21 protein-coding genes are annotated in these 24,337 nt (G+C 69.1%); 11 read left to right on the forward strand and 10 right to left on the reverse strand.

Translation table 11 applies throughout. The annotated features are described in order from the left end of the window. Positions 1-39: 39 nt before the first annotated feature. From NVS89_RS02545 to NVS89_RS02560, 4 genes are all read right to left on the reverse strand, one after another. Positions 40-1,107, reverse strand: a complete 1,068-nt coding sequence (locus tag NVS89_RS02545; protein WP_258730907.1) for an NAD-dependent epimerase/dehydratase family protein — start codon at positions 1,105-1,107, stop codon at positions 40-42. A 129-nt stretch (positions 1,108-1,236) separates the two neighbouring features. Next, positions 1,237-2,262 (reverse strand): glycosyltransferase family 2 protein, encoded by a 1,026-nt coding sequence (locus NVS89_RS02550; protein WP_258730909.1) that lies wholly within the window; start codon positions 2,260-2,262, stop codon positions 1,237-1,239. A gap of 264 nt (positions 2,263-2,526) precedes the next feature. Further along, entirely contained in the window at positions 2,527-3,564 is a 1,038-nt protein-coding gene (locus tag NVS89_RS02555) for a glycosyltransferase family 2 protein (RefSeq protein WP_258730910.1), read from the reverse strand. 37 nt (positions 3,565-3,601) lie between these two features. Continuing rightward, the gene (locus NVS89_RS02560) at positions 3,602-4,840 is read right to left on the reverse strand and encodes a glycosyltransferase (protein WP_258731508.1); all 1,239 of its coding nucleotides are present in this window, start codon (positions 4,838-4,840) and stop codon (positions 3,602-3,604) included. 303 nt (positions 4,841-5,143) lie between these two features. Here NVS89_RS02560 and NVS89_RS02565 point away from each other — a divergent pair, with 303 nt between their 5' ends. The 4 genes from NVS89_RS02565 (at position 5,144) to galE (ending at position 9,536) form a co-directional block, all read left to right on the forward strand. Continuing rightward, positions 5,144-6,016 (forward strand): glycosyltransferase family 2 protein, encoded by an 873-nt coding sequence (locus tag NVS89_RS02565; RefSeq protein WP_258730911.1) that lies wholly within the window; start codon positions 5,144-5,146, stop codon positions 6,014-6,016. Between the two features lie 52 nt (positions 6,017-6,068). Beyond that, positions 6,069-7,343 (forward strand): polysaccharide biosynthesis/export family protein, encoded by a 1,275-nt coding sequence (locus NVS89_RS02570; protein WP_258730912.1) that lies wholly within the window; start codon positions 6,069-6,071, stop codon positions 7,341-7,343. A 328-nt stretch (positions 7,344-7,671) separates the two neighbouring features. After that, positions 7,672-7,956: a hypothetical protein gene (locus tag NVS89_RS02575; RefSeq protein WP_258730913.1), complete on the forward strand. Its 285-nt coding sequence runs from the start codon at positions 7,672-7,674 to the stop codon at positions 7,954-7,956. 590 nt (positions 7,957-8,546) lie between these two features. After that, the gene (gene galE, locus NVS89_RS02580; protein ID WP_258730914.1) at positions 8,547-9,536 is read left to right on the forward strand and encodes a UDP-glucose 4-epimerase GalE; all 990 of its coding nucleotides are present in this window, start codon (positions 8,547-8,549) and stop codon (positions 9,534-9,536) included. Between the two features lie 42 nt (positions 9,537-9,578). On the opposite strand, the gene NVS89_RS02585 is transcribed toward galE, so the two are convergent. The 3 genes from NVS89_RS02585 to NVS89_RS02595 form a co-directional block, all read right to left on the reverse strand. Further along, positions 9,579-10,730 carry a glycosyltransferase gene (locus NVS89_RS02585; protein WP_258730915.1) on the reverse strand — a complete coding sequence of 384 codons (1,152 nt, stop codon included), beginning with the start codon at positions 10,728-10,730 and terminating at the stop codon, positions 9,579-9,581. 165 nt (positions 10,731-10,895) lie between these two features. Next, the gene (locus NVS89_RS02590; protein ID WP_258730916.1) at positions 10,896-12,428 is read right to left on the reverse strand and encodes an oligosaccharide flippase family protein; all 1,533 of its coding nucleotides are present in this window, start codon (positions 12,426-12,428) and stop codon (positions 10,896-10,898) included. Positions 12,429-13,308: 880 nt separating this feature from the next. Continuing rightward, positions 13,309-14,052 (reverse strand): response regulator transcription factor, encoded by a 744-nt coding sequence (locus NVS89_RS02595; RefSeq protein ID WP_258730917.1) that lies wholly within the window; start codon positions 14,050-14,052, stop codon positions 13,309-13,311. A gap of 559 nt (positions 14,053-14,611) precedes the next feature. On the opposite strand from NVS89_RS02595, the gene NVS89_RS02600 reads away from it, so the two are divergent. Genes NVS89_RS02600 through ligD form a run of 4 tightly spaced genes read left to right on the forward strand, consistent with a single transcriptional unit; the run spans position 14,612 to position 18,957 of the window. Further along, a complete protein-coding gene (locus NVS89_RS02600) occupies positions 14,612-15,175 on the forward strand; it encodes a type 1 glutamine amidotransferase domain-containing protein (RefSeq protein WP_258730918.1) in 564 nt (187 codons plus the stop codon). A gap of 27 nt (positions 15,176-15,202) precedes the next feature. Continuing rightward, positions 15,203-15,391, forward strand: a complete 189-nt coding sequence (locus tag NVS89_RS02605; protein WP_258730919.1) for a hypothetical protein — start codon at positions 15,203-15,205, stop codon at positions 15,389-15,391. 11 nt (positions 15,392-15,402) lie between these two features. Then, complete coding sequence (gene ku / locus NVS89_RS02610) at positions 15,403-16,326, forward strand: non-homologous end joining protein Ku (RefSeq protein ID WP_258730920.1); 924 nt, start codon at positions 15,403-15,405, stop codon at positions 16,324-16,326. A gap of 3 nt (positions 16,327-16,329) precedes the next feature. Continuing rightward, a complete protein-coding gene (ligD, locus tag NVS89_RS02615; protein ID WP_258730921.1) occupies positions 16,330-18,957 on the forward strand; it encodes a DNA ligase D in 2,628 nt (875 codons plus the stop codon). Positions 18,958-18,981: 24 nt separating this feature from the next. Here the strand turns inward: ligD and ku (NVS89_RS02620) are convergent, their stop codons facing one another. Next, on the reverse strand, positions 18,982-19,791 hold the full coding sequence (gene ku, locus NVS89_RS02620) for a non-homologous end joining protein Ku (RefSeq protein ID WP_258730922.1): 810 nt from the start codon (positions 19,789-19,791) through the stop codon (positions 18,982-18,984). 125 nt (positions 19,792-19,916) lie between these two features. Here ku (NVS89_RS02620) and NVS89_RS02625 point away from each other — a divergent pair, with 125 nt between their 5' ends. From NVS89_RS02625 to NVS89_RS02635, 3 genes are read left to right on the forward strand one after another with little or no spacing between them, the layout of a single operon-like run. Then, complete coding sequence (locus NVS89_RS02625; protein WP_258730923.1) at positions 19,917-21,056, forward strand: acyl-CoA dehydrogenase family protein; 1,140 nt, start codon at positions 19,917-19,919, stop codon at positions 21,054-21,056. 2 nt (positions 21,057-21,058) lie between these two features. Continuing rightward, positions 21,059-21,790 (forward strand): PIG-L deacetylase family protein, encoded by a 732-nt coding sequence (locus NVS89_RS02630; protein ID WP_374114522.1) that lies wholly within the window; start codon positions 21,059-21,061, stop codon positions 21,788-21,790. Then, a complete protein-coding gene (locus NVS89_RS02635) occupies positions 21,787-22,362 on the forward strand; it encodes a class I SAM-dependent DNA methyltransferase (RefSeq protein WP_258730925.1) in 576 nt (191 codons plus the stop codon). Before NVS89_RS02630 ends, NVS89_RS02635 begins: the two co-directional genes overlap by 4 nt. Here the strand turns inward: NVS89_RS02635 and NVS89_RS02640 are convergent. Both NVS89_RS02640 and NVS89_RS02645 read right to left on the reverse strand, forming a co-directional pair. Further along, entirely contained in the window at positions 22,339-23,532 is a 1,194-nt protein-coding gene (locus tag NVS89_RS02640) for a glycosyltransferase (protein ID WP_258730927.1), read from the reverse strand. The genes NVS89_RS02635 and NVS89_RS02640 overlap by 24 nt on opposite strands. An 89-nt stretch (positions 23,533-23,621) precedes the next feature. Then, entirely contained in the window at positions 23,622-24,296 is a 675-nt protein-coding gene (locus NVS89_RS02645) for an HAD family hydrolase (protein WP_258730928.1), read from the reverse strand. Between the last annotated feature and the right edge of the window lie 41 nt (positions 24,297-24,337).

The raw sequence follows: 24,337 nt of genomic DNA on the forward strand, positions 1-24,337 counted from the left end.
GTTGAAGATTGACGCCGGTCCGGCGGATCGGCTCCCGGTTCAGCCCGCCGCGGCGACCTCGACCGGGCCGCGCTCGCGGGCGGGGCTGGTCCAGCGCAGCGAGGCGTCGAGCCGGCCCTCGGCGATCAGCCGCTTGAGCGTGTCGATGCGCCGGAAGCGCGGACCCTCGAAGTCCTCGACGCTCACGCCCACCTGCCGGTAGGCCTCGTAGAGCTGCTCGACGCCCCGCCGGGCGGTCCATTGCGGCTGGAACTCGGGGAGCTGTCGGCGCACCTTGGCGAAGCTCACGCTGTAGGAGCGCTTGTCCGGCTCGCCGCCGGGCGCGTACTCGATCACGCAGTCGGGCACGACCTGCTCGACCATGTCGGCGATGTCGCGGATCTGGTAGTTCTCCTCGTCGCGCCCGATGTTGAACGCCTCGTTGTGCACCCGCTCGCGCGGCGCGCGGGCGGCGGCGATGAAGGCGCGGGTGATGTCCTCGATATGGACGATCGGGCGCCAGGGCGTGCCGTCGCTCTTGATCAGCACCCGCCCCTTGGCGACCGCCCAGGCGGTGAGATTGTTGAGCACGAGGTCGAAGCGCAGGCGCGGCGACAGGCCGTAGGCGGTGGCGTTGCGCAGGAAGACGGGGCTGAAGTCCCGGTCCGCCATCGCCGACAGGCTCCACTCCACCATTGCCTTGGAGCGTGCATAGGGGGTGATCGGGGCGAACGGCGCCTCCTCGGTCACCGCGCCGTCGCCCGAGGCGCCGTAGAGGCTGCAGGACGAGGAGAACAGGAAGCGCCCGACGCCCGCCTGCTTGGCCACCATGGCCAGATGCACGGTCGCGGCGTGGTTCAGCTCGTAGGTCAGATTCGGGTTGAGGTCGCCCAGCGGGTCGTTGGAGAGCGCGGCGAGATGGAACACCGCGTCGAAACCCTCGAGGTCGCGCTGCGTCAGGTCGCCGACATGGGCGCGCATGTGCCGCGCCGGCCGCTGCGGCGGCATGAAGATGCAGTCCTCGAACAGGTCCGCATCGACGCCGACGACGTCGAACCCCTCCTCCACCAGCATCGGGACCATGACGGAGCCGATGTAGCCGGTATCCCCCGTGACAAGCACTTTCATGAAGCGGCTCCAGGTTGGTTGGGGATGCCCGACCGGGACAGGCAGCGACGCGTACACTGCTTCCATGTTCCCAGGTCGAGCATCCCACAGCTCGAATGACCCGATCGCGGCCGGTGCCGCACGGGACGCCTAGGCCGGCACGCCGGCCGGCTCGATGATGGGGAAGACCGGCGACTTCAGGCCCAGCCGCACGGCGGTCCGGCGCGCCTGCCAGGCCGCGCGCAGGAACGGCCATTCCAGCACCGCGTGGAGATAGGCGCCGGCGGTCGGCAGGGCGGAGGCCTTGCGCAGCCAGGCCAGATGGCGGGCGCGCATCTCGTGCCGGCCGGTGACGCGCCAGTAGAGCAGCCAGCGATAGTAATACCGCAGGTGACGGCGCCGGCAGGCGAGATACTCCGCGCGGGTTTCGAAGACGGTCGGGCCCCAGCGATCGATGATCTGCAGGATCGACCAGAAGTCGACGAAGTTTCCTTCCTTGTAGGTCGAAGTGATCGACCCGTCGTGCATGCGCGACACCACCAGCGGCTCGTGCACGCAGGCATAGTCGCCGCGCGACAGCGCCCGGATCGCCGCGTCGAGGTCGACGTCGAGCAGCGGCGTGCCGTAGTGCTCGATATCGTAGAAGTGCCGCGTCATCGGGCCCCTCGGCTTGCGGTAGAGGCAATGCTGGTAGGGCGGCCCGTGGATCTCCTTGCGCAGCTTGTGGCGCGCGATCGCCCGGCCGCTGAAGAGGCTCCGGTCGGTCGGCATGTCGCCGCCGAACAGCGCGTCGTTGTTCCAGCCGCGGCAGCCGATGACGCTGGCCTGCGGGTATTGCTCGCCGAGCGCGACCATCTTGCCGATGCAGTCCGGCACCATCAGGTCGTCGGCGGGAAGGATACGGAAATAGCTCGCCCCCCGCGGGACCATGGCGAGCGCGGCGTTCCAGTTCTCGAGCTGGGGCAGCGTCTCGGCATTGCGCGCCACGATCAGCGGCACCGGGCCGTTCCGGTATTTCTCGATGATCTGCGGGGTGGCATCGGTGCTGGCATTGTCGAGCACGCAATGCACCAGCCGCGGATAGGTCTGCGCCTGCACGCACGCCATGGTCTCGTCGAGAAACCTGGCACCGTTGTAGACCGGTGTCGCTATGGCAACGAGCGGAACGGAGGCCATGTCCGAACGTCCCTGATCCGAGCGGAGAGAGGGAATGCGCCTGGAGGTCGCCGGCCATCCGCGGGGGACCCATGTCCACCCGCCAGCGTCACCGGCTACGTGGAAACGTTAGGGCCAAATATATTTAGGTGGTCCGGCTAATAGGGCTTACGCGGTCCTCCCCTTTCGGCTTAGCTCCCGCCGGCGGCGATCTTCCTTTGGTCCCGGAAGACGAGCCCCGGCCTACATCCTTCAGCGGGCGTAACGCCGGCAGCACCGATCCGGCTATCGATCCGCGGCCGGCGGCCGGCCCGCCAGGATCACCCGGGCGAAGCCGAGCGCCGAACGCCTGTGCAGGCTCTGCCCGCGATAGGCGAGCAGCACCTTGGCCCGCTCGGGCGAGGACAGCCCGGCGAGCAGGAAGAACGCCGCGAGTCCGGCCTTGTGCTTGAGCGAATGCTGCTCGCCCAGCAGCTTGACCAGCAGCCCCGGCAGCGAGGCGACGGGTGGGCGGCACCCTGAAGCGACATCGAGATAGAAGGAGCGCTCGCGGAAGAAGAAGGTCTTGCGAGGATCGGCAAGCTCGCGGCCCGGCGCACGGGCCCGCACGATCTCGCGCAGGTGCCGCATGCGCGTCAGGAAGCGGGCAATCTCGCGCTCGATGATGCGCGGCTCGGGCGGCAGATGCAGGGCTGAATCGTTGGCGTCGTGGATCCGGTAGCGCCCGAGCTCCTCCGAGGTGCTCACCACGTCGCCGAAGAAAGGCGCCGCGAACAGGATGACGCCGTCGATCGAGGGCTCGTAGTCGACGTCGCGCAGCACCTCGCACAGGTCGCGGCGGAACACGTTTCCCGAGGTCGACGGCGTCTTGTAGACGCCGCTGCGCAGCACCTGCCGGACCGTCGCCTCGCGGCCGCGGAAGGTGTCGAAGATGGCCGGGCCGCAGTCGAGCTCGCGGCCGTCCCCGTCGATCCGCGTCAGCGAGAACTGCAGCTTGGCGACGCCGGGATCGAGCATGCCGATGATCCTTTCGAGCGAGCCGGGCTTCAACTCGTCATCGGCGTCGAGGAACAGGACGAACGGCGCGCTGGTCCGCTCCAGCCCGTAGCGGCAGGCGCCGAGCTGGCCGCTGTTGGCGATCCGCCACGCGGTGGCTCCGGTGCGGCCGATCACCTCCCAGGAGCGGTCGGTCGACCCGTCGTCGACCACCACCAGCTCGCATAAGGGGTGGGCCTGGTCGAGGACGCTGCGGATCGCCCGCTCGACGAACCGCTCGTAATTATGGCAGGCGATGATCACCGCGAGCTGCGGTCCTGCGCTCATGGCACACTCCGGCGCGCGCCGCCTCCCGCGAGGACGGTCAGGTTCGTTCGGACGTCGTCGCGGCCGGCAGCGCTTGCGCCGGCGATCGGTCCCTGCGCCGCCGGTCGGCGGGCCGGTGGATATCGATCGCCCTGTCGAAGGCCCGGCGGATGCCGCGGTGGAAGCGCTCGGTCGAGAAGCGGCCGGCGCGCTCGCGGCAGGCATCGGCGGAGAAGCGGCTGCGGTCGGCCTCGAAGGCGGCGATGGCGTCGACCAGCGTCGCCTCCTCCTGCCGCTCGAACAGCAGGCCGGTCGGCTCGTGCCCCGCTCCGGGCGGCGCGACGATGTCGCGCGCCCCGCCGCGGGCGAAGGCGATCAGCGGCGTGCCGAGCGCCTGCGCCTCGGCGAGCGCGATGCCGAAATCCTCGCAGCCGGCGAACACCAGCGCCTGAGCGCGGGCAACCGTGCGCAGATAGTCGGCACGCGGCAGGAAGCCGGTGAAGGTGATGTTGGGCCCGGCGATCGAGCGCAGTGCCCGCGACTGCTGGCCCTCGCCAACCACCAGCAGCCGACGGGAGGGCATGGCGTTGAACGCCCGGATGACGAGGTCGGTGCGCTTGTAGGGCGCGAGGAACGAGGCGGTGACGTAGTAGTCGTCCTTCTCGGCGCTGAACGCCTCGGGGGCGACCTCGACCGGGGGGAACACCACCTGCGCGTCGCGCCCGTAGATGCGCCGGATGCGCGCGCGCACGAAGTTGGAGTTCGCCACCATCACGTCCGGCGCGTGGGCGGTGCGGGTGTCCCACATGCGCATGTGGTGCAGCACGACGCTGAAGAGCAGGCGGCCGAGCCGGCCCATGCGCATCTGCTCGGCATAGGAGAACTGCTCGTCCCAGGCGTAGCGCATCGGGCTGTGGACGTAGCACAGATGCGGCTGGTCCGGCCGCGTGATCACACCGCGCGCGAACGCCGCGGACGAGCTGATGACCGCATCGAAGCCGGTGACGTCGAACTGTTCGATCAGGAACGGGCACAGCGGAAAGAGATGGCGATAGAAACGCCGCATGCCGGGCCAGTCATTGATGGCGCTGGTATGGAACTTCGCCCCGCCGAAATGGGTCTCGAGCACCTCGGGCTCGAGAAACTGGAACAGGGTGAAGATGTCGCCGGCGCCGAATACCTTCCTCAGCTCCGCCAGCACGCGCTCGCCGCCGCGGAAGGAGGGGCACCAGTCATGGACCAGCGCGAGCGAGCCGCCGAAGCCACCGATATCGGACGCCAGGGGCTCGGCCCGCATGCCCTCGACACGCGCGCGCTCCACCGGCGCATCTGCAAACTGATACATTGCCGGCTCCCCGCCCCGGGCACCGCACAGCCCGACCGACGTAGTCTCCGATGGTTCGCGGGGCGCACCAAGGCACCAATTCGGCGAAGGCGCCGCAAACCAATGCTGCAACGGCCGCGCCGTACGCTACTCATTTGGGTGTAGAAAACACACTCTCGACCACGGCGGCATCGATTAAATTGGTACTCGGCCCGGACACGCTTACCGATATACTTAAGCGCATCGTTTCATCTACGCTGATTGCGCGGAGTTTTCATGAACATTACGATCATCGTCCCGACGAGCGGGCGCCCCGCCGTGGTTGCGCGGCTGCTGTCGCTTCTCGAGCGCCAGACCCGGCTGCCCGACCATGTGATCGTCTCGGCCACCTCGCCGCGCGACATCGGCGACATCAGCGATCTCGCCTTCAAGGTGTCGTGCATCTATGGCGAGCCGGGCCTGTGCGCCCAGCGCAATCGTGGCCTGTCGGTGCGCGACCCGCAGACCGACATCATCGTGTTCTTCGATGACGACTTCGTGCCGGCCGGCAGCTATCTGGAGCGGCTGGCGCAGGCCTTCGAGGAGAACCCGGATTACGCCGTGACCACCGGCAACGTGCTGGCGGACGGCGCCTGCGGGCCGGGTGTCGGCTACGACGAGGCGCTGGCCCTGCTCGCGAACCCGCGCGTCTCCCTCGCCTCGCCGCCGCGCGTCGAGGACCGGGAGAGCGCCTATGGCTGCAACATGTCGATCCGCGCCCGCATCATCGGCGAGCGACGCTTCGACGAGCGGCTGCCGCTCTATGGCTGGCAGGAGGACACGGACTTCACCAGCCAGCTTCGCGCGCACGGGCAGATTGTGTTCCTCGAGAATCTACTCGGGGTGCATCTCGGCACCAAGGGCGGGCGGGTGAGCGGGGTGCGCCTCGGCTACTCGCAGATCGTCAACCCGGTCTACCTGATCGGCAAGGGCACGATGAAGCGCTGGTACGGGCTGCGCCTGATCTGCCGCAACCTCGCGGCGAACCTGGTGAAGAGCCTGCGGCCGGAACCCTATATCGACCGCCGCGGCCGGCTGAAGGGCAATTTGATCGGCTTCATCCACCTCCTCACGCGGCGTGCCGACACTGAACACATCCTCAAGCTGTGAGCATCGGACCATGACGGCCATGCACCGAAAGACCCTCCTCCTGATCGCGGCGATGACGCTTCCGGTCCTGACATTCGCGAGCGCCTCGCACGCCTCGGACTCCTATCTGCTGGGCCCGCAGGACAAGCTGCGCATCCGGGTGTTCGAATGGCGTCGCTCGCAGGACCGGGTCGTGCAGTGGGAGGGGCTGAACGACGAGTTCACGGTCTCGGCCGACGGCACGGTCAGCCTGCCGCTGGTCGGCGTGGTGCCGGCGCTCGACAAGACGCCGACGGCGGTGGCGCAGGACATCGCCGGCCGGCTGCAGCGGCGCATGAACCTGATCGCCCCGCCCGACACCAGCGTCGAGGTCGCGCAGTACCGGCCGATCTATGTGGTCGGCGACGTGATGAAGCCCGGCGCGTTTCCCTTCCGCCCCGGCATGATCGTCATCCAGGCCGTGTCGCTGGCCGAGGGCCTGCTGCGCACGCCCAGCCAGGCGCGCGACATGGTGACGGTGCAGGGTGAAATGGGGCAGATCTCCCTGCGGCGGGATGCCCTGATCGCGCGCAAGGCGCGGCTGGAATCGGAAGCGGCGGGCAGCGGCTCGATCGCCTTCCCCGCCACCCTGCTGACCCGCCAGACGGCGCCGGCGATCGCCGCGCTGATGCAGCAGGAGATGCTGATCTTCAAGACGCGGGCGGAAGCCTACCGCACCCAGACCGAAGCGCTGAACGACCTCAAGGACTATCTCGAGAAGGAGGTCTCCTCGCTCGAGGCGCAGATGGGCGCGGAGATGACCCAGACCGACCTCCTGAACAAGGAGCTCGACGGGGTTTCCTCGCTGGTCGCCAAGGGGCTGGCCGCCGCGCCGCGCCAATATGCGCTGGAGCGGACCAAGGCCGAGATCCAGGGCGACCGGCTGCGCCTCGAGGCCGGCATGCTGCGGGCCCGGCAGGAGATCAGCAAGGCCGACCTCAGCCTGCTGGAGCTGAAGAACAAGCGCGAGGGCGATATCGCCCTCGACATCCGCCAGACCGAGCAGGAGCTGCAGGAACTGGCGAACCGGGGCAATGTGGCGCAGGGCCTGCTGCGGCAGATATCGCCGCTCTCGCTGGCGCGCGGGCGCGCGACGCCCGTCTTCATGATCATGCGCGCCGGGCAGCCCGGCACCGACCCGGTGGTGGTGAAGGACACCGACGCCGTCCTGCCCGGCGACACGGTGATCGCCTCTCTGCCCGAGCTCGCCGAGCCGCGCCCGCAAGGTCTTCCACAGATGATTCCGGGCGAGGCCGCCGTCGGCCCCGACGCGCCCTCCGCCTCGAGCGCGATCAGCGCCGCCAACTGAGTCACGTGCCCCTTGCCGAGAATCTGTCGCCCGCAAACCGTTGCCACGCTTGGGTCCAGGCCCCGCGCGCGGCAGCGGCGCGCCGGTTGCGCACGGGCCCTTCCATGAAGGTCCCATCGATGAAGAGGGCCGGAATGATTGGCTCGCCGCCATCCGCCCGGAACGTCGCCTACACGGTCAAGCCGCAGCGACGTGAGATCAGCATTGACGCCGGCTCAGGATTGCCAATAGTGCTGCATCTCATTTGTTATCCGTACTTAGGCTTTTTTCTGTGTTCTGCATTGAAATCGACGAAGCTCGCGCCAGTTGATTTTGGTGCCGGCTAGACATGAGCGAGTGCAGGATGTTCGGGCGAATTCCGTATATCCCCCCACCGGGCCGGGGCTACGAAGCGCATGTCGGCAGTCCGACTTCGCTGCGGATCATGTGTCACGACGGCATGGAGTTCGTAGTCCCCACGGACAGACTGCATCTGCGTGAGGACAGCGTCGTCTGGGAAGACGAGATGGGCCTGTGGTGCCTGCCGATCCACATCATCACCTGCATCGCCGGCGAGTTCTGGAGCGGTGGGCTGGCCGATACGCCCCCCTGTTACGTAGCCGGCCGAGCCTGAGCTGCCCCGCCTGAGGCGCGAGCGACGCGCCGCGGATTTCCGCGGCCGGTGCGCCCTCCCGTTTCCCGAAAATCCTTCCCCCTGACAACAGATCCCATCGCCCGGTTTTTGCCGGCGCGTGGCGCTCGGCACGCGCCGGCATCGCACGGCCGGCAGCGCGCGTCGAACCGGCATCGTGCGCCCCATACCCGCCCCGTCCTGGTCTCCGCCAGGAGATAACCCGGCGCGCGGTCTCCTACGTCTTCCGCCGTCCGCACCACTGCACGGCGCGAGGCCCGCACCTCCCCCGACATAAGCCATCTGCGCAACAGGCAATACGCCGAACGTTCTCCCGCCTACTCAATATTGACGGATGATTAATCCAGATAACTTCGCCTTATCATTTGTTTAGACTAGGCATTCGACGCGGTCCGGCGCTCTAATCACGTATTATTATTTACGCGCTCCGACGACGGCCAAGACGATGTGTCGCAAATGGAGGATTTTCTGGACGGGATGCTGTCCCGCCCTCCCCTCCGCTCGTCCATCGCGCCGCCATCATGCGCATCGCGGCGCTGCCCCCTCAGCTCGGTTTGGCGGAGTGCTCTTTCATGTCGGTGCTGGTGTCGGGGGGGGCAGGCTATATCGGCAGCCACATGGTTCTGGCGCTCATCGACGCCGGTTTCGACGTCATCGTGCTGGACGACCTGTCCACCGGCTTCGACTGGCTGGTCCACCCCGAGGCGAGCTTCGTGCGCGGCGACGTCGCCGATGCCGCCCTGGTGCGGCGCGTCGTCAGGGAGCACGAGGTCGACGCCGTGGTGCACTTCGCGGCACGGATCGTGGTGCCGGAATCGGTGGCCGATCCGCTGGGCTACTACCTCGCCAACACCGCCAAGTCGCGCAGCTTTCTCGAGACGCTGATCGCTTTGGGGGTGAGCAACTTCATCTTCTCCTCCACCGCCGCCGTCTACGGCATGGTCGGGAGCGACCCGGTGTCGGAAGAGGCGGCGCTGGCGCCGATCTCGCCCTATGGGCGCTCGAAGCTGATGACCGAATGGATGCTGTTCGACGCCGCCGTCGCGCATTCGCTGAGATACGTCGCGCTGCGCTATTTCAACGTCGCGGGGGCGGACCCGGCCGGCCGCGCCGGCCAGTCGACCCGCCGGGCCACGCACCTCATCAAGGTCGCGGCCGAGGCGGCGCTCGGCAAGCGCGCGGGCATCGAGATCTTCGGCACCGACTACCCCACGCCCGACGGCACCTGCCTGCGCGACTACATCCACGTCACCGACCTCGTCGCCGCCCATCTCGACGCGCTGCGCTATCTGCGCGCCGGCGGGGCGAGCCGCGTGCTCAATTGCGGCTATGGCTGGGGCTATTCGGTGCGCGAGGTGGTCGACACGGTGAAGCGGGTCTCGGGGGTGGACTTCCCCGTCCGCGTCGCCCAGCGCCGGGCCGGCGACCCGGCGGCGATCGTCGCCGGTGCGCACTGCATCAAGCGCGACCTCGGCTGGTCGCCCAAGCTCGCCGACCTGGACCTGATCGTCGCGCACGCGCTCTCCTGGGAGATGCGGCTCGGCGAGCGCAACCGGATCTGACGCCGGCCGGACCGGCGGGTAGCCCGACGGAGCGGCGTCCGCCTATTCGGACTTCGCCGCCGCGCGCAGGGCCTCGGCATGGCGATGGACCACGTTCTCCAGGCTGAACTGGTCGACATAGTCCTTGCGATAGCCGGAGAAGCCGCGCTCATAGCCGAGATTGTCGTGGTAGTAGCGCATGGCCTCCACCAGCGCCGCCTCGTCGCCGAGCGGCACCAGCTCGCCCAACCGCCTGTCGGTCAGGATGTCGCTCGGCCCGAAGTCGCAGTCGATCGCCACCACCGGCAGTCCGAACCGCAGCGCCTCGCATATGACGAGCGACCATCCCTCCCAGCGCGACGTCGAGACATAGATGTCGCTGGCCTCGAAGGCGGCGTGCGGGTCGGTCGGGTGATATTCGACGTCGACCGCGTCATGCAGCCCCAGCCGCTCGATCTGCGCCCGCAGCGCCGGCTCGTCGCGGCCATGCCCGACCAGCTTGAGGCGCACGTCCGGGCGCTGCGCGCGAAGCCGGGCGAAGGCATCGAGAAGGATGTCCTGGCCCTTCTGGTAGGCGAACCGGCCGACATTGACGAAGGTGATCGGCCGCGCATTGTCGTTGTCGCCGCGCCCGCGCACCGCAAAGGCCCGCACCGGGTTGGGCAGCCAGACCGTCCGCGACCGGGTCTTGTAGCGTTTGACGAAGGCGCTGAGCTGCTTCGGCGAGGTGCCGAATATGTAGGGGATGCGGCGGAGCACCACCGTCTCCGCGATCAGGAACATGATGCGCGCCTTGAAATGGGTCCGCTCATGGGCCGGATTGCCGTGCAGGTGCAGGGCGAAGCGCGTCTTCAGCCCGAGGCAGGACAGCCAGCAGAACACCAGCGGCTCGACCTGCGGCACGACGACGAGGTCGTAGCGGTTGGCCTTTATGAGCTCGCGATAGGTGTGGAAGCGCGCCAGCGGCGTCGGAGCCAGCCGCAATATGCGGTTGTACTTCCTCGTCTCGGCGGGAAAGTTCTCGTGCTGCGACGTGTAGAGGACGTCGATGTCGAATTCCGAGCCGTACTGGACGACGAGCTCGGTGCAGATGCTGTCCACCACCCGCTCGATGCCGGCGAACAGCGTCGTGCCCGGCTGGATGTAGAGAATCCTGAGCTTCCGCGAGGGTGAAGGAGGAGACGTCGCCGGCCGCATGGGTTCGGGCGTGCTCATCAGGTATCCCCCAGGGCGGATCTCAGAACCGCGGTCCTTCTGTTGTGGCCGTTGGCAGCAGGTCGCCGACGGGCGGGCACTGCCGGTATGCAACGCGAACGTGCAACGCCCCACCCGACGGTTCCCCCGATCCCGTGACCGTCGGCACGCGCATGACGCCCGGCCTCAGTTGGAGCGGCTTCGCAGCGCCCGAAGGCGGGTCAGCATGTAGCCCACCGGCCCGGGGGCGAGGTGCCATATGCACGCTGCGTAGAAGGAGAGCGCCAGGACCGGCGCGAGGACGAGCTGCACGGGAGCCCCGAGCGGCGCCAGCAGATAGGCGCTGCCGAAGGCACCGATCGCCGCCGGCACCGCCGGCACGAGGTAGATGGCGGCGTATTGCCGGATCGAGACCGGGGCGACCCGGTTCAGCACCGTGTAGCAGACGCAGGGCGTGAACAGCGTGAAGTAGACCGCCACGCCGAGCGCGACCCCGTAATCGGCACTGAACGTGGCGCCGATGGTGATGAGGAGGAGGAACACGCACGCATTCAGCATGGCGTAACGTATGAGGCTTCGGAACCGGCCGTTTGCCGGCAGCAGCGGGCCGATGACCCACGACACCGCGTCGAAGGCGAGGCCGACGCTGAGGATCTGGATGTAGATGGCCGCGCCGGCCCAGTCGTCGTGGAAGACGAGGCCGATGAAGGGCTGCGCCAGCGCCGCCTGGAGGAAGCAGATCGGCATCACCACGATCGCCAGCACCTGCGAGGCAACCATCGCGGCGTCGCGCTGGCGTAGAGGCTCCCTGCTCAGATGGATAAGCGCGGGGAACAGGACGCTGCCGACGCTGCTTCCCATCAGCCGCACCGGCTGCGCGGCGATGCGGTAGGCGAAGAAATAGAGGCCCACGCGCACGTCGCTGGCGACGAGGCCCAGCACCATGGCATCGCCCTGGCCGATGAGCGAGGTGATCAGGCGCGTGCCGGAAACCGCCAGCGATTTCGGCAGCAGCGCCGTCCAGTGGAAGTGCGCCCGTCGCCGCGGCATGGCGGTGCGCGTGATCGCCCAGGCGGCGGCGCTGAAGACGGCCGCCCCGAGCGGGATCGGAAGGGCGAAGCTGTAGGCGCCGAAATCGGCCGCCGCGAGGGCGATGGTCGCCAGGTTGACGACGACCACCTCGGCGAAGCCGAGCACGGACAGCAGCCGGAAGTCCAGCCGGGCGCGGATGACGGTGACCGGGATCACGCTGAAGGAACGCAGCGGCACGCCGAGCGCCACCACCATCAAGAGGCCCGCGAGCTGCGGATGACCATAGACGCGGGCCGCCACCGGCGCGGCGCACACGAGCACCACCAGGCAGAGCATCGCCGGGCCGACGCTGAGCCAGAACAGCGTGCCGAACCAGATCGGCATACGGTGCCGGCGCTGGAGCACCACGTCGTCGAGGCCGAGCTGGAAGGCCGAGCTGACGATGCCCGACACCGTCAGCGCCAGGCTGATGAGCCCGAAATCGGCCGGCACCAGCAGCCAGGCGAGCACGAATTGCGAACCGGCCTGGACGACGCGCGAGGCGGCGTTCTGGCTGAAGAACCAGAGCATGCCGTGCACCACGGCATGGCCGACGCCGCGCTGGTCCGCGCGCCGCGCATCGGCCTGGGGAGCCGCGACCTCTTCCTCGATGGCAACGCCGGTGAGCGCACGTATGTCGGCGGTCAAGATGACATTCCCTCTGAGCGGCCCGCCCTGGAACGGGCAGCCTTCCGAACGGCAAGAATGGTCGGGCCGGAGAGGCCCGGGTGCGGCTCCGGGGGAGCGCGGGACGGGGCGGCCCCAGCGGCGCGGGGCCGGTTCCGATGCGGGGGCCGACGGTCTCCCGCCAATAAGGCACCGCCCACCCGGCAAGGGGCGGCGCGGAACCCTTCGAGGACGGCGCCCGAGCGCGTCGCAAGGGCCTCGCCGGAAATGCAGGTCGGGCCGGCAGCCGCCGCGACGAGCGCGGCGGAACCCCGGGTGTCGATGGACGGGGTGCCCTCTCCCCGGCACCGCCGCGCATGCGGCATGGCCGGCTTCGAAGCACCACGTTACGAACACGGCAACTCTAGCACCGCCCGCCGACCCGCAAATATACCCCCTTCGCGTGACGAGAGGCGTAAATATTCGTATGTCGAAATTCCGATACGGTGCAGAATTATACTAACCGCCTACGCCCATCTACGATCGGAACGTAAACGGCTGGTACATGTAGTGAATCAGATGTCGGTATGTGAGGCAGCCACGCCCATTCTGCTGCCACAAGGCCCGAGGCATCGGCTGCGTTGCTTTCGTCCGAACAGCTCGCAGCGCTCCCTCTTCGGGGCGTGTCGTCAGGGTACCCGCGGCGGAGCCGGCGATTGGCCTCGGCCGGGTGCGACGCGCGGCGGATCCAGCCCGCGAAACGCCGGCCATCCGTCGCCGGCGGCGTGTGTCCGGCACGGGCGCGATCCATTTCAGGAGGCCCGCCGGGCGGTCAGCCGCTACGGTCGATCACAACTTCGTGATGTAATTTGATAACTGCCCCCGTTACCTCAAGACCGCCCACCCAAGGCGGCAACATGCGTCAGTCCGGAAACATCTGCTGCGTGACGAACGCAACCTCGGTCCGGTTCTTTGCCTTCAACTTCTTCATGATGTTGCGCACATGAACCTTCACCGTGCTTTCGCACATGGTCAGTTCATAGGCGATGACCTTGTTGGACATGCCCTTGCGCATGGCCTTGATGACCGCGAGCTGACGGGGCGAAAACAGCTCCGACAGGTCGGCGGGTGCATTGACCATACCCCCGCTCGGCAACGAAAGAAGACATTGAGCGGGAATGAAAAAACCGCCGCGCTGAACGAGATAGAGCGCCTTGAGGATGGCGTCGAGGCTGAGCGTGGTCGGCAGGAAGGCGCGCGCGCCGCTGGCGATCAGCTCGTTGAGCGCCGCAGGACGCTCCTCGTCAGACATGACGGCAAATGGGATGCCGGAAGACAAAGCCCGCAGTTCCGACAGCTGCTGCTTGAGTTCCGACATCGAGTTCAGGTTGTTCGCCCAGAAAACCAGCAGTGACGTTTGTTCCACAAGGCCGCTCTTGCGCCATATCTGGATGGAGTCGAAGAGCAGATAGTCACTCCTCGGATCAGCCGTCGTCAGCGAGGACGACAGACAGTCCCGCACAAAAGTACGACTGTCGATCAGAACTATAAGAGGTCTGGTCGCCGAGTTGTGGAGGGTGGAGTCACCGGGTTTTGTGGGCAGGCTAGTTTCCGCAAAAGGAACCAGATCGTTGTGTCGGGTGCTAGTTTCACTATCCGCATTCATTCCGAACCGACCTTTCTTATTAGGCAGGACGATGGATTTTACGAGCTAGAGAAGCCTGTGATCTAGATAATCGGGACGGTGCCTGCTGCCCCAACTACTAACCGCAAGTTGATGCCTAGTTCAATATATCAGATGGCCTATCCCGAAATCATACCTATTTTGGTGGCGCTTTCGAAAAACAAATACACCTTCGGCAGAGCACGAATAGGGAAAATCGCGAGGCCTGCCCGGTCCCGCCGTTTTGCCCCCGAATTCTCCGGGGTCGCCTGACGGACAGAGAATCTTTTCGTGTTTCCATACACTTGGATATGTTTTTAAGCCGAAATCTTACCTCATTTACGCGTGAACTGGCGTTCTTCCTCGAGGAATCCGGGCATCGATTGGCGGGATGGGTAAAATTTCACCGACCTACTGAACGGTAACCTGATGTTGCTCGCCTACCTGCCGTAAAGGACGGTGGGCGGTGCGACGGGCCGTCGCGGGACGGTTGGAACTGCACCCGCAGGCAGACGTTCGACTCCGGGAGACCGGAAACGGGGGAAGCCAGAAGGAACATCCCATGCCGAACATTCACGACGCCCGAATTCTCGTCATCTCCGCCAATGGCTTCGAGCAGGCGGAACTGACGGTGCCGCGCGACAAGCTGAAGAGCGCCGGCGCTCGCGTCGAGGTTGCAAGCCCGGACGGCAAGCCGATCCGCGGCTGGGACAAGACGGACTGGGGTGACACCGTGCCCGCCGACCTCGCCATCCCCGCCGCCCGGGTGGAGGACTATGACGCGCTGGTCATTCCCGGCGGGCAGATCAATCCGGACCTGCTGCGGGTCAATGACGACGCGATGAAGCTGGTGCGCGGCTTCCTCGACAGCGGGCGCACGGTGGCCGCCATCTGCCACGGCCCGTGGCTGCTGGTGGAGGCGGACGCGGTGCGCGGGCGCACCGTCACTTCCTACAAGTCGATCCGCACCGACGTGAAGAACGCCGGCGGCAACTGGGTCGACCGCGAGGTGGCGACCGACCAGGGCATCGTCACCAGCCGCTCGCCCGCCGACCTCGACGCATTCGTCGCCAAGATCATCGAGGAGGTCGGCGAAGGCCGCCACGAGCGCCGCAAGGCGGCGTGAGCGACCGGCCGGAGCGGGAGAAGGGTCATGGCGGAAGCCAACTTCGAAGTGGTGGGCCGCAAGGGCCCGTGCCGACGGCTCCATCCGCGTGAGCCCGGCTGGGACGATGCGGAGGCCGCCTTCACGGCGACCTCCGTGCCCGACGCCATCCGGCCGGGCCGCCGGGTGCTGGCGGGCACGGCTGGGCGGCGCAGCACCGGCACGGTGCGGGTCTGAAAGGGACGATCATGGCTCCACGCGCGACATGGAAAGGCTTTCTCAAGCTCGACGAGGTGGTGTGCGGCGTCGCGCTGTACACGGCGGTCACGGCCAGCGAGCGGGTGAGCCTGCACATGCTGAACAAGCGCACCGGCCACCGGCTGCAGCGGCGTTTCATTGACCCCGACACCGGCGAGACGGTCGAGCGCGACGAGCAGGTGAAGGGCTACGAGGTCGGCTCGGGCGACTATGTGATGCTCGACCCCGAGGAGGTCGCGGCGGCCACGCCGGAGAACGACAAGACGCTGTCGGTGGAGGGCTTCATCCCCTGCGGGCAGGTGGACGACCTCTATTTCGACCGTCCTTATTACCTGCGCCCGGCCGACGAGGCCTCGCAGGCGACCTATGCGGTGATCCGCGAGGGCTTGCGCGCGAGCAAGGTCGCCGCCCTCGTCAGCGGCGTATTGTTCCGCCGTCCACACACGCTGCTGCTGCGCGTCCATGACGACGGGCTGATCGCCACCATGCTCTCCTTCGACTACGAGGTACGCTCGGCAGAAGACGCCTTCGCCGATATCGGCGAGGTGAAGATCGAAGACGAGATGCTCGACCTCGCCCGGCACATCATCGACACCAAGGCCGGCACCTTCCGCCCCGAGGCCTATGAGGACCGTTACGAGGCGGCGCTGGTCGAGCTGGTGCGCGCGAAGATGGAAGGCCGCAAGATTCGTCCGCCCAAGGAAGCGCCGCGCGGCAAGGTGGTCGACCTGATGGACGCCCTGCGCCGCAGCGCCGGCATGAAGGGCGAGGGCAACAAGGCGGACGCGAAGGCGACCGGCGGCAAATCGGCCCGCGGCAAGTCGGCCTCCAGCAAGTCCACCTCCGGCAAGAAGGCGGCGGGCAAATCCGCCTCCGGCGGCGCGCGCGCGTCCGCCCAGCGCAAGGCGAGCTAGGCCATGGCGCTCGAAACCTACCGCCGCAAGCGCAATTTCGAGGTTACCTCCGAGCCGCCCGGCAAGGCCGCCGCCGAGGAGGGCCATGCCTATCTGATCCAGAAGCATGCCGCGCGCCGGCTTCATTACGACCTGCGGCTGGAGATGGACGGCGTGCTCAAGAGCTGGGCGGTGACGCGCGGGCCGAGCCTGGTGCCGGGCGAGAAGCGCCTCGCGGTCCATGTCGAGGACCATCCGCTCGACTATGGCAGCTTCGAGGGCACGATCCCCAAGGGCGAATATGGCGGCGGCACGGTCATGCTCTGGGACACCGGAAGCTGGAGCCCGATCGGCGATCCGCACAAGGGCTACGCCAAGGGCCATCTCGATTTCGAGCTGCATGGCGAGAAGCTCGACGGGCGCTGGCATCTGGTGCGCATGCATCCGCGCCGCGGCGAGAAGGCCGTCAACTGGCTGCTGATCAAGGGCGACGACGCAGCGGCCCGGCCCGACGGCGCGCCCGACGTGCTCGACGAGCAGCCGGATTCGGTGAAAACCGGCCGCACCATGGACGAGATCACCGAAGGCGCGCCGAAGCATGGGCGCACGGAGCGCGCGGGCAAGGCGAAGGCTACGGCCACGGCCACGGCGAAGGCGAAGACCGCAACCAAGGCCAAGGGCCCCCGCACCAAGGCGCGCGCCGCCCCTTCGCCCGCCCGCCGGTCGGGCAGCTCCGGCAAGGCCGCCCCGGCCGGAGGCAGCCTCGGCAAGGCCGGTCCGATGCCGGACTTCGTCGCGCCCGAGCTCGCGACCCTCGCCGCCAAGGCGCCCGCCGGGCGCAACTGGATCCACGAGATCAAGTTCGACGGGTACCGGCTGCAGGTGCGGATCGACCGATCGGCCAGCCCGAAGAAAAGGATACGCCTGCTCACCCGTTCCGGCCTCGACTGGACCGACCGCTTCGGCCCGGCGCTGGTGCACGCGCTCGCCGACCTGCCGGTGGAGAGCGCCATCATCGATGGCGAGCTGGTAGTGGAGGCCGAATCCGGCGCCTCGCACTTCGCCAGCCTGCAGCAGGACCTCTCCGAGGGGCGCACCGACCGTTTCGTGCTCTACGCCTTCGACCTGCTCTATCTCGACGGGCGGGACCTGCGCGAGGTGCCGCTGATCGAGCGCAAAAGCGCACTCGCCGGCCTCCTCGCGGACGCCGCCGCGCCGCTGCGCTACAGCGAGCATTTTGAGGTCGACGGCGCCACCATGCTGCGCCACGCCTGCCGGCTGAGCCTCGAGGGCCTCGTCTCCAAGCGCGCCGACGCGCCCTATCGCTCCGGGCGCGGCAAGGACTGGGTGAAGTCCAAATGCACCCACCGGCAGGAATTCGTGGTCGGCGGCTTCGTGCCCTCCACCGCCATGGCGAAGGCGGTCGGCTCGCTGGTTCTCGGCGTCTATGAGGACGACCGGCTGCGCCATGTGGGGCGCGTGGGCACCGGCTTCTCCCGCAAGGTGGCGCAGGACCTGTTCAGGCAATTGTCGGCGATCGAGCGGCCGCGCAGCCCGTTCGCGGGCCGGCTGGCCACCGAGGCGGCGCGCGGCGTCACCTTCGTGAAGCCCGAGCTCGTCGCCGAGATCGAGTTCCGCGGCTGGACCGGCGACGCCAATATCCGCCAGGCAGCCTTTCGCGGTCTGCGCGAGGACAAGCCGGCGCGCGAGATCGTGCGCGAGGATGCCCCGACGCCGGGCGAGGTGGCCAAGGCCGGCAAGGCGTCGCCGGCGCCGCGCTCGCGGGTCAAGCTGACCCATCCCGACCGCATCTACTGGCCGGAGGACGGCGTCACCAAGCAGGGTCTCGCCGAATATTACGGCGAGGTCTGGCGCTTCATCGCACCGTACCTGGTCGCCCGGCCGCTGGCGCTGCTGCGCTGCCCGGACGGCATCGCCAAGGCCTGCTTCTTCCAGAAGCACGCCTGGCGCGGCATCAACCGCGCCATCCGCGTCTCGCACGACACCGAAGGCGAGGAACTGCTGTCGATCGACGATTTCGACGGGCTGATCGCGCTGGTGCAGGCGGGCGCGCTGGAGATCCACCCCTGGGGCGCGACGCTGGCCGAGATCGAGACGCCGGACACGCTGATCTTCGACCTTGATCCCGGCGAGGGCCTCGACTGGTCCGACATCGTGGAGGGCGCGCGCGAGGTGCGCGAGCGGCTGGAGGCGGCGGGCCTTGCCGCCTTCGTCAAGACCTCGGGCGGCAAGGGGCTGCACGTGGTCGCGCCGCTGAAGCCGCAGGCCCGCTGGGATGCGGCCAAGGACTTCGCCAAGGGGCTGGCCGACGCCATGGCTGCCGACAGTCCGGACCGCTATGTCGCCGTCGCCACCAAGAGCCGGCGCAGCGGCCGGATCTTCGTCGATTACCTGCGCAACGGGCGCGGCGCCACCGCCGTGGTCGCCTACGGCACCCGTGCGCGGCCCGGTGCGGCGGTCTCGATGCCGCTCGGCTGGGACGAGATCGAGGGCCTCGCCGGCGCGGCACAGTTCACGCTCGACAACGCGCCGGCCCGGCTCGCCAACCTGACGGACGACCCGTGGGCGGATTTCCGCGCGGCGGCAAGGCCCCTGCCGGCGCCGACCGGGCGCCGCCGCCGCACGCGCTGAGGGATTTCCGCCGAAGGTTGCACCTCAGCGGCCCTTGCCGCGCCCCTTGGTCTCGGCGGCGAGGCTGCTCTTCAGCGCATCCATGATGTTGACGACATTGGTCGGCGTCTCCTGCTCCGCGCCCTTCTTCGCCTTGGGCGTGCGCCGGTGCTTCTTCTTCGCCTCGATCAGCGCGCGCAGCTCGTCCTGCATCGGGTCGTGGACCAGCGCCCCATCCCAGTCGCGCGTGCGCCTGTCGATGAGCCTGCCGACCAGCTTAACGAGGTCCGGCTCGACATCGCCGTCGATGCCCTCGAAATAGTCCTCGGGCCGGCGCAGCTCGTCGGCATAGTGCAGCGTCCACACCACGATGCCGCGCCCGCGCGGCTCCAGCATCACCGGCCGCTCGCGGCGGTAGAGCACGAGGCGCGAGAGCCCGACCGTGCCGGTGGCGGCCATTGCCTCGCGGATCACCGCGAAGGCCTCCTCGCCGACGGGATCGTCGGGCATCAGGAAATGCGGGCGATCGTACCAGATCCACTCGACGCTGTCGGCGGGCGCGAACATCTCGATGTCGATGGTGCGCGTGCTCTCCAGCGCCACCGAGCGCAGCTCATCGTCCTCCAGCATCACATAGTCGTCGGGCCCGCGCTCATAGCCGCGCACCTGGTCGTCGTCCTCGACCGGCTTGCCGCTGCCGCTGTCGACATAGATGCCCTCGACCCGGTTACCGGTGGCGCGGTTGAGGGTGTGGAAGCGGACCTTCTCGGCCTCCGAAGTGGCCGGCATCATCGCCACCGGGCAGGTGACGAGCGAGAGCTTGAGATAGCCCTTCCAGAAACTGTGCTGCGCCATCCGCGCCTCCTCCGCCGCGCTCCATCCGGTCAACCCGCTACCGCCCCGTCCGTTCCGGCGGCCATGAAGGCCGGAACTTTGCCGGCCCGGGCTCATTTGTTCCCTGACCAACCCGGGGGTAGCGAATGCTCGACATCCGTGCCGGCCATGCGTGCCGCCTCAGTCCTTCCCTTGCCGGCGACCTGCGCCCCGTCGCCGCGCGCGCCGCCTCCCTCGACGAGGACGGCTGCTTCCCGAGTGAGGACATCGAAGTCCTCGCCGCCGGCGCGCTCGCCGCCGCCTTCCCCGGCCCGCGCGGCGAGGACGGGCTCGCCATCGGCGCGCCGGAGGAGCTGATGGAGGTCCTGCGCCTCGTCGGCCATGCGAGCCTGCCGCTGGGCCGGCTCTATGAGGGGCACGTCAACGCCGCCGGCCTGATCGCCCGCTACGGCACGCCCGCGCAGAGGCTCGCCGCGTGGCGCGACGCGCAGGACGGCGCGCTGTTCGGGATCTGGAACACGCAGGCGCCGCAGGACGGCGTGCGGCTGCTGCGCCGGTCCGGCCGGCTGGAGCTCGCCGGCGCCAAGACCTTCGCCTCCGGCGCCGGGCATGTGGCGCGCCCGCTGATCACGGCGCAGGACGAGCGGGACGAATGGGTGCTGGTGCTGCCCCGCCTCGACGGCGCGCCGCGCGCCGACCTGTCGGACTGGCGGGCGCACGGCATGCGCGCCTCGGCGACCGGCAGCTTCCGCTTCGACGGGCTGGCGGTGGACGAGGGCGACATCATCGGCCGCGCCGGCGACTATCATCGCCAGCCGTATTTCTCCGCCGGCGCCTGGCGCTTCTGCGCGGTGCAGCTCGGCGGCATGGAGCGGATCGTCGACGAGGCCCGGCACACCCTGCGCGCGCGCGGCCGCGAGGGCGACCCGCATCAGCGGGCCCGCATGGGCGAGGCCGTCACGGCGGCGGAGACGGCACGGCTCTGGGTCGAGCGCGCCGCCCGCATGGCGGAGGCGGAGGATCTCGACACGAACGCCGAGGCCGGCGCCGGTGCTGTCGCCTATGTGAACCTCGCGCGCGGGGCGGTGGAGCGGGCCGGGCTCGACATCATGGAGCTCGTGCAGCGCTCGGTGGGGCTTTCCGCCTTCCTGCGACCCGATCCGCTGGAACGCCTGTGCCGCGACCTCGCCACCTATCTGCGCCAGCCGGCGCCGGACCGGGCGCTGTGCGAGGGCGCCGCCCATGTGCTGGCGACCGGCCAGCCGCTGCGGGAGATGTGGCGATGATGCTGACCGCCGGCGAGGCGCTGCGCGCGATCGAGGACTTCCCGGTCGTCGAGCCGGCCGCGTTCGTGCGTCGCGGGCTGCTCGTGGTGGCGCCGCATCCCGACGACGAGAGCCTCGGCTGCGGCGGGCTTATTGCCGCCTGCCGCAGTGACGGCCTGCCGGTGACCATCGTGTTCGTCAGCGACGGCGCCGGCTCGCATCCCCATTCCCGCGCCTTCCCGCCGCCGCGCCTCGCCGCCCTGCGCCGCGAGGAGGCGATGGCCGCCGCGCAACGGCTCGGCGTCGAGGAGAGCCGCGTGCATTTCATCGACCTGCCCGACCGGGAGGTGCCGACCCGCGGCCCCCTCGCCGAAGAGGCGATCGCGCGCATCGCCGGGCTCGGCGAGGGGGCGGACGTCGTCCTCGTCTCCTGGCGTCACGATCCCCATTGCGACCACCAGGCGAGCTTCGAGCTGGCGCGGCAGGCGGTGCGGCGGCTCGACGGCGCGCGGCTGTTCGAATACCCGGTCTGGGGCCTGACCCTGTCGCCGCTGGAGCCGCTGGACGGGCCGGCACCGAAGGGCTGCCGGGTCGAGATCGAGGCCTTCCTGCCGGCGAAGCGGCGGGCAATCGCCGCCCATGCGTCGCAGACCACCAACCTGATCCATGACGACCCGAAGGGCTTCCGCCTGACGCCCTCGCTGATCGCGCTGTTCGATACCCGGTTCGAGACCTATTTCGAGGCCGGCGCATGAGCGCGAGCCTTCCCCCCGCCTATTTCGACGCGCTCTACCGGCGCTCGCCCGACCCGTGGTCATTCGAGACCAGCGCCTATGAGCGCGCGAAATACGCGGCGACGCTCGACGCCCTACCGCGCCCCCGCTACCGGCGGGCGCTGGAGGTCGGCTGCTCGATCGGCGTGCTCACCCATGAGCTGGCCGCCCGCTGCGACGCGCTGATTGCGATCGACCCCGCGCCGCTCGCGCTGGAACGGGCGCGGGCGCGCTGCGCAGGGCTGGCGCAGGTCCGCTTCATGGGGGGCTATGCCCCTCGCGACTGGCCCGACGGGCGCTTCGACCTCATCGTGCTGTCGGAGGTGGTCTATTATCTGGGGCCCGAGGACGTCGCCCGCCTCGCGGCGCGGGTCACGGGCGCGCTCGCCCCGGCGGGGCATGTCGAGCTGGTGCACTGGCTGGGCGAAACCGACTATCCGCTCACCGGCGACGCGGCGGCCGAGCTGTTCATCCGCGAGACGGCCCGCGTGCTGCGCGTCCACACGCAGCAGCGCACCGGCGACTACCGCCTAGACCTGCTGGTCGCTCGATAGCGCCTCGCCGGGCGCCGGCAGGCGCGCCAGCAGCCGATGCGCGGCGGCAAGGTGGTGCTCCATCTCCTCCGGGCGAAGCGGCAGCGGCCGCAGCAGGGGGCTCAGCGCCTCCGCCCGCGCCCACGCCTCGCCGAAGCGCAGCGAGGCGGCGCCCGAGAGCGTGCCCGCCCTCAGACCCAGCCGGCGCTCCCACTCGCCGGGGCGAAAACCCGTGCCGAAGGCGCGGCGCAGGCGCGCGCGCAGCCCCATGCGGCGCAGCGCGACCGGCAAGGCCTCCAGCCGCTCGTCGCCGGGCGTCGCCCGGTCGTCGCAGCGCTCGCGCAGCGTCGCCGCGCAGCCGCGTGCGGCCCGCCCCTCGAGCCGCGCCGAGGTGGTGACGACGATGTCGGGATCGTGGCGGATCGGAATGTCGTGGCGCGCCAGCGCGGCGGCGAGCGCGCGGTCCTCGCCGCAGGCAACGGCGGGCAGGCCGCCGATCCGGCGATAGGCCGACAGGGTGAGCGCGAAGCTGGCGCCGGAATCGGTCCAGTGGTTCGGCCACGGGTCGTGCGGCTGCGGGTCGAGCCGCGCGGCGAGCGCGAGCAGCGCCGCCTCATAGGCCGCCTCGACGCGCCGGCGCCGCGCCAGATGGCGCGGCAGCAGGGCCGCCTCGGCCGGATCGAACACGAAGCGGCCGGCCACCGCCCCGCAGGCACCGCGCAGCCCGGCGAGGTTGCGCACGATCCAGTCCGGCCCGACGCGGCTGTCGGCGTCCGTGGTCAGCAGCGCGCCCTCCCCGCGCCCGATCCATAAGCTGGCGATATCGAGCGCCAGCGCCCGCGCGGCGCCGGCGCTGGCCCGCTCGGAGGGCAGGCTGACCGACATCACGCGGTGCGGCATGTCGCTGGAGGCGAGCAGCCGCCGGGCGCGCCGGACAGTGGCGTCGCGGCAATTGTTGGCGAGCAGGACGAGGCCGACATCGGCCGCCCCATGCTCGCGTCGCTGCGCCAGCAGCGCCGACAGGCACGCCTCGATCCGCTCCTCCTCGTCGCGGGCGGGGATAGCCACCACCGCGCGCGGCGGACGGACGGACGGGGGCTCCACCTCATGAAGCCGGGTGGCGGAATCGGTACAGACGGCACGTTCCAGCATGGGCGGGTCCAGCACGCTCGAGAGCACGACCCGGGCCATGAAGGCTTGGAGTGGCCCGGGGCAGAACCCGAACGTTCGATGCGCGCCTCGCGTTCCCTGCCGGCAGGATCACCGGCTGCCAGCCCGCCTCAGAGCCGGCCGCCGACCTCGTCGAGATGGCCGAGCACGTCGGCGGGATCCTCGAACACGCGATAGGCGCCGGCGGTGCGCAGTTCCGCCTCGCCATAGCCGCCCGACAGCAGGCCGATGCCGAGCGCGCCGCAGCGCACCGCCGCCAGCATGTCCCAGATGCTGTCGCCGACCACCACGGACGAGCCGATCGGCGCGCCGAGCCGGTCGGCGGCGGCGAGGAACAGGTCCGGGTCGGGTTTGGCGTATTTCACCATGTCGCGCGTGACGACCGGCACGGCGGACGGATCGACGCCGAGCGCCTCGATGTTGGGCGCAGCCGTCTCTATGCGCCCGCTGGTGGCGATGGCCCAGCCGATGCCGTTCCCGGTCAGCGCCGCCAGAAGCTCGCGCGCGCCCGGCAGCGGCCGCACGGTAGCGGAAAGGCGCCGGTAAGCCGCCGCATGGGCGCGGCGAAGCCGCTCGCCGCGCTCGGGATCGATGGTCAGGCCGGTCTCGCGCAGGAGCTGGTTGGTGAACAGCCCGCCGCTCATGCCGATCTTGCGGTGGATGCGCCAGAAGGAGAGCTCGATGCCCTCCTCGTCCAGCGCCTCCTTCCAGGCGGCGACGTGCTGGTACACGCTGTCGACCAGCGTGCCGTCGAGATCGAAAAGAAAATGGGTCTGGCTGCGCATGGCGCCCTCTCCCCGAATAAGTGTCCCCGAAACGTCCGGCG

This window comes from Ancylobacter mangrovi (assembly GCF_024752355.1).
Taxonomy (GTDB): domain Bacteria; phylum Pseudomonadota; class Alphaproteobacteria; order Rhizobiales; family Xanthobacteraceae; genus Ancylobacter; species Ancylobacter mangrovi.

Coding starts and splice junctions, on each gene's coding strand:
- NVS89_RS02565 (WP_258730911.1), top strand. CDS start 5,144: ATGAACATTACGATCATCGTCCCGACGAGCGGGCGCCCCGCCGTGGTT.
- NVS89_RS02635 (WP_258730925.1), top strand. CDS start 21,787: ATGAGCGCGAGCCTTCCCCCCGCCTATTTCGACGCGCTCTACCGGCGC.
- NVS89_RS02645 (WP_258730928.1), bottom strand. CDS start 24,296: ATGCGCAGCCAGACCCATTTTCTTTTCGATCTCGACGGCACGCTGGTC.
- galE (WP_258730914.1), top strand. CDS start 8,547: ATGTCGGTGCTGGTGTCGGGGGGGGCAGGCTATATCGGCAGCCACATG.
- ku (WP_258730922.1), bottom strand. CDS start 19,791: ATGGCGCAGCACAGTTTCTGGAAGGGCTATCTCAAGCTCTCGCTCGTC.
- NVS89_RS02570 (WP_258730912.1), top strand. CDS start 6,069: ATGACGCTTCCGGTCCTGACATTCGCGAGCGCCTCGCACGCCTCGGAC.
- ligD (WP_258730921.1), top strand. CDS start 16,330: ATGGCGCTCGAAACCTACCGCCGCAAGCGCAATTTCGAGGTTACCTCC.
- NVS89_RS02600 (WP_258730918.1), top strand. CDS start 14,612: ATGCCGAACATTCACGACGCCCGAATTCTCGTCATCTCCGCCAATGGC.
- NVS89_RS02625 (WP_258730923.1), top strand. CDS start 19,917: ATGCTCGACATCCGTGCCGGCCATGCGTGCCGCCTCAGTCCTTCCCTT.
- NVS89_RS02575 (WP_258730913.1), top strand. CDS start 7,672: ATGAGCGAGTGCAGGATGTTCGGGCGAATTCCGTATATCCCCCCACCG.
- NVS89_RS02585 (WP_258730915.1), bottom strand. CDS start 10,730: ATGAGCACGCCCGAACCCATGCGGCCGGCGACGTCTCCTCCTTCACCC.
- NVS89_RS02605 (WP_258730919.1), top strand. CDS start 15,203: ATGGCGGAAGCCAACTTCGAAGTGGTGGGCCGCAAGGGCCCGTGCCGA.
- ku (WP_258730920.1), top strand. CDS start 15,403: ATGGCTCCACGCGCGACATGGAAAGGCTTTCTCAAGCTCGACGAGGTG.
- NVS89_RS02550 (WP_258730909.1), bottom strand. CDS start 2,262: ATGGCCTCCGTTCCGCTCGTTGCCATAGCGACACCGGTCTACAACGGT.
- NVS89_RS02595 (WP_258730917.1), bottom strand. CDS start 14,052: ATGAATGCGGATAGTGAAACTAGCACCCGACACAACGATCTGGTTCCT.
- NVS89_RS02555 (WP_258730910.1), bottom strand. CDS start 3,564: ATGAGCGCAGGACCGCAGCTCGCGGTGATCATCGCCTGCCATAATTAC.
- NVS89_RS02545 (WP_258730907.1), bottom strand. CDS start 1,107: ATGAAAGTGCTTGTCACGGGGGATACCGGCTACATCGGCTCCGTCATG.
- NVS89_RS02640 (WP_258730927.1), bottom strand. CDS start 23,532: ATGGCCCGGGTCGTGCTCTCGAGCGTGCTGGACCCGCCCATGCTGGAA.
- NVS89_RS02560 (WP_258731508.1), bottom strand. CDS start 4,840: ATGCGGGCCGAGCCCCTGGCGTCCGATATCGGTGGCTTCGGCGGCTCG.